This window comes from Streptococcus parasanguinis, assembly GCF_001578955.1.
In the GTDB taxonomy this organism is placed as follows: Bacteria; Bacillota; Bacilli; order Lactobacillales; family Streptococcaceae; genus Streptococcus; species Streptococcus parasanguinis_U.
Genome location: NZ_KQ969689.1, coordinates 339,658 through 344,269, shown reverse-complemented (window position 1 = coordinate 344,269; position 4,612 = coordinate 339,658). Strand labels below are relative to the sequence as shown.

General features: G+C 44.0%; 4 protein-coding genes. 1 reads left to right on the top strand and 3 read right to left on the bottom strand.

Annotated features, from left to right (window positions below):
- Nucleotides 1-374 precede the first annotated feature (374 nt).
- On the top strand, nt 375-917 hold the full coding sequence (locus SPADD19_RS01650) for a TetR/AcrR family transcriptional regulator (protein WP_061455038.1): 543 nt from the start codon (nt 375-377) through the stop codon (nt 915-917).
- A gap of 186 nt (nt 918-1,103) precedes the next feature.
- On the opposite strand, the gene tehB is transcribed toward SPADD19_RS01650, so the two are convergent.
- The 3 genes from tehB to rnr all read right to left on the bottom strand — a co-directional run.
- Nucleotides 1,104-1,964, bottom strand: coding sequence for an SAM-dependent methyltransferase TehB (gene tehB, locus SPADD19_RS01645; protein ID WP_061455037.1), 861 nt, complete (start codon nt 1,962-1,964; stop codon nt 1,104-1,106).
- A gap of 129 nt (nt 1,965-2,093) precedes the next feature.
- Nucleotides 2,094-2,561, bottom strand: coding sequence for an SsrA-binding protein SmpB (gene smpB / locus SPADD19_RS01640; RefSeq protein WP_003005443.1), 468 nt, complete (start codon nt 2,559-2,561; stop codon nt 2,094-2,096).
- On the bottom strand, nt 2,524-4,612 hold a 2,089-nt coding region (gene rnr, locus SPADD19_RS01635), incomplete at its 5' end, for a ribonuclease R (RefSeq protein WP_241496391.1). The genes smpB and rnr, both read right to left, overlap by 38 nt.

Genomic DNA, 4,612 nt, shown 5'->3' with positions numbered 1-4,612 from the left:
ACTGCGTCTTGCTCGACAATCCAAAAATAATTGAGAGGCTAGGACTTTTGTCCCAGCCTCTTTTTTTTATTACACTCCCTTTTCCATCTTGCTCCTCCATTTCCTAAAAATTTCCTGACCATTTTTTTAGGAGGGAATTATTTTAAATCACTAATTGTTGTGAGATTTTCACAAAATCTTGTCAGTGCCCGTCATTCATAAACTTATAAAATTTTTGTACACTTTTCGTTATCTGTACAAAAATGAGAATTGTTGTCTAATTTATTCTTTTGGAGTATAATGCTCTTTGTTAGTGTCGTGAAATTATTTAACATATAAATTATTTTAACGTCAAATAAATAAGAATAAATTTATACAACTACAGAAAGGAACATATGGTACGCCAAAGACAAACAACAACCAAGTCAGACTTACGAAATGCGCTCTCAAAACTCCTCTTGCAACAACCTTTTGACAGCATCACTATTCGACAATTAACCGAAACCGCTGGGATTAACCGCGGGACCTTCTACTTGCACTATGTCGATAAATACGACATGTTTGAGCAAATGAAAATGGACATGATGCAAGAATTGGATAGCCTCTTCGTTGAAGGAAGCCCTGTCAATGTAAACTTTCTCAATGTCTTGACTACTATTAAAGAGAATTATGATTTTATTTATGCATTGTCCCAATCCTGTTGCTCGGACTTCCGTAAATTGGTAAGAAGTTTTACCCTCCATGCACTAGACGATACTCCTCATGCGAAAGAACACATCATTTCAGACTTTCAAGTTCCATACAAGTATGGTCTAGAAATTTTCATTGCTACCATCGAATCTGTGATTGTGACCTGGCTAGAATCAGGTACGAAAGAAGAGCCAATCGAAATTGCAACCATTATTCTCAGTGTCTGCGACTTTGCTAGCTGGAACTAAATCCCCCAACCTTTTCCTACCTTTATGGAGAAGGTTTTTCTTTTTGGCAAATGAACAACATATAGATCACCTTGTTCAACTTGTTTGTAGAAAGCAAAAAAGCAGGATGCTGTACTGACCCCAAAAAGTTAGACAGAAAAAATCTAACTTTTGGGGTGCAGTTCATGCTAGGCTCCTGCTTTTTCTTTATTTTTTCTTTGCCAACATGGTTGCAAATCGAAGTTGAATCCGATGGCCATTCTCATCTCGACGATGGAGATGGCCAGGATTTTCATTGTATTTGATCAATTCCCAATCCTTGTAATACTCCGCCAATTCTCCTTCTTTAAAGGTGAAGGAGAAGGGCATCTGGCAAGGATAATCTTCTGTATCCATGGCACAGACAATGAGATTGTAACCACCTGGATTGGTATGCTCTTGCACATTGCGGATAATCGCTGGAATCCGATCAGCCTCTAAAAACATAAGGACCACAGTCGATACGATGAAGTCATAGTTTAGGGTAAGAGCTGCAGCATTGATATCATAGAGTCCCACTGGCATCTCTAGATCTTCCTCAGCGACAATACTTTGTAAGATCTCAAGAGCCAGTTCATTTTGATCCACTGCTGTCACGTCAAAGCCATGTTGGGCCAAAAAGAGGGCGTTGCGTCCTTGCCCGCATCCTAGATCCAATGCCTTTCCAGCGGGGACAATTCCCACTGCTTCTAGCACTTCTGAATGGACAGGATTGGTGTTGTATTTTTTGGGGAAATAGTCTTTTGGCTCACAGTAAAATTCTAGGTACCACTCCACATCGTCAGTCGCCGCTTCGACACGATGCCAGGCCTGGGGCTCGGCCATGGGGTTCTCTGCTCCTGCTTCAAAGAGGTGGCTCGCGATTTCTTCCCCCTCTTCGGTCAATTCAATAAATCGTAACTGACCCTTTAAAATTGTAATCTTTCCCCAGGTTCCTACCTTGGTATTGTGCTTTCTTTGAAGAGCTTCTGGCATGCTATCCTTGGTCCAGATAGGCATGCGCTTGTAGGCGATCAATTTTTGTGTCATGCTGCTTCTCCTTTTTCTTTCACTACCCTTATCATACAGGAAAAGGGGCCTCTTTTCAAGTTGGAAAAGGAGAGCCCATCTCTAAGAAAAAAGACAGATCTGAAACAAGTTTCAAAACTGCCTTATTCTTTAACGTGTATTGTATTGTTTCATGACCCGCGCGATGTCGCGGTTTTGTTCCCGACGCTTGATGGATTCACGCTTGTCATAATCATGTTTCCCTTTAGCGAGCCCCAAAAGCAATTTGGCATAGCCATCCTTGAGATAGACCTTCAAAGGCACCAAGGTCATTCCGGTCCCTTTGGTGTCTTGGTCCAGCTTTTGGATTTGCTTTTTGTGAAGCAGGAGCTTGCGACGACGATCTGGATCTTGGTTCCAGATATTGCCTTCCTCATAAGGAGCAATGTGGACATTGCTAAGCCAAACTTCGCCATTTTTCACTTGCGCAAAGCCATCTTTCAAGTTAATGCGTGCTGCACGGACACTTTTGATCTCTGTCCCTGTCAGCACCATCCCTGCTTCAATCGTATCCACGATGGTGTAGTCATGTCTCGCCTTTTTATTTTGCGCGACCACCTTTCCTTCGCCCTTTGCCATGTTTGGCTCCTTTCTTTGCTACTTCCTTGTAAAATGGTTTCTTCCCATTTTTCTTTTTGGATTTAGAGGAAGAATCTTTCCGCTTGTCATCTTTTCTAGCGGTTGATCCCATAGAAACTTTTTTATCCTTGCGTCTGCGATCCCGGCGATTGCCATCTCGGTCACGTCCTTTGGCCTTGAGGCCTTTTTCGACGACATCCCATTCACTTGGAATATAAGAGAAATCAATCTCTCCTGTCATCTTGTCGGCTCTTTCTACCTTGATCCGGATTTGCTGACCGACACGGAAGGTCACTCCTGATTTTTCTCCGCGAAGGGTTAGATCCCGTTCGTTAAAATGGTAGAATTCAGGAAGATTGGTAATATGGATCAAGCCTTCAACCGTATTTGGCAACTCCACAAAGAGGCCAAATTTTACCACACTGGAAACCACGGCATCGTATTCTTCCCCAACATAGTCTTCCATGTATTCAGCCTTCTTCATGGCTTCTACTTCGCGCTCCGCATCAATAGCTCGGCGTTCCCGACTAGAGGATTGGCTGGCAATGTCTGGAAGGACTTGTTCAAAGTGCTCTGCCACTTCTTGGGATTTGCCGTATTCGCGCACCATTCGATGAACCATCAGGTCCGGATACCGACGGATGGGACTGGTAAAGTGGGTATAATACTCAGCAGCAAGCCCATAGTGGCCATGGTTGTGCTCTGAATAGCGAGCTTGCTGCATCGAGCGCAACAACATCATTGAGAGAACGTCTGCGTAGGGTTCTCCTTCGACCTTGCGCATAATTTCTTGCAGGGCTTCTTGGCTCATCTCACTAGCCGTTCCGTAGATTTGGATTCCAAAGCTGGAAGCATAATCGATAAACTTCTGTACTTTTTCTGCCTTTGGATCTTCGTGGATCCGGTAGATGAACGGCAGTTTCAGTCTCGTAAAGTGCTCCGCCACTGTTTCATTGGCAATCAACATAAAGGACTCAATCATCCGTTCGGCAATCCCTCTTTGGCGGAGGACGATATCGACCGGTTTTCCTTCTTTATTGACTAGGATTTTAGCCTCATTGGCATCAAAATTAAGGGCTCCGCGGCGAATCCGCATGCTTTCTAAAATGCCATGCAAGGTGGCCATTTGATGAATACTTGGGACAATTTTCTTAAAGGTTTGAGCCTTTTCTTCGTCGCCCGCTAAGATATCATTGACGTCGCTATAAGTCATTCGGAAGGTTGTATTGATCACTGTTTGGGTAATGGTATGTTTGACGACCTTGCCATGAGGATCAATCTCCATGATAGCAGACTGGGTCAGGCGATCCACATTCGGATTCAAAGAACAGATCCCATTGGAGAGACGCTCTGGCAACATGGGTACTACTCGGTCAGTCACATAAACAGACGTTGCACGATTTAGAGCTTCCTTGTCGAGTGCTGAACCTTCTGTAACGTAATAAGAAACATCTGCGATGTGAACACCCAGCTCAAAATTGCCGTTCTTGAGTAACTTGATATGGACCGCATCGTCCAAGTCTTTGGCATCTGCCCCATCGATGGTAAAGGTGATCTCCTCTCGCAGATCTAACCGTCCCTCTATATCCTTTGCAGGCGGTGCATCTGGAACCTGCTCAGCCTCTTTCAGCACTTCTTCTGGAAATTCTGAGACAATGTCCATGGATTCTAACACTTCCAAGACATCGATTCCTGGATCTGTCACATGCCCGACTACATCCCGTACCGTCGCCACAAAATAATTGTGCTTGCGGCTCGGGTATTGATCAATTTCGACCTTGAGGATTTCGGTCCCTTCCAATTGAATGGCTGGCTTCTTCACATAGATCAGCTGGCTGATCTTTTGATTTTTCGAACGAATGTAGCCAGCATATTTAGGTTTTTCCTCATCCAGGACAATTTGTCCAACTACCGTTTTGATGCTATGTTCCAAGACATCAATAATCTTAGCTTCTGCCGCCGTTCCTTTGTTTCGGTCTGCTACCTTGGTAATGACGATCTCAACGGTGTCCCCATCGATAGCGTGGTTGACATCATTTCGGCCAACAAAG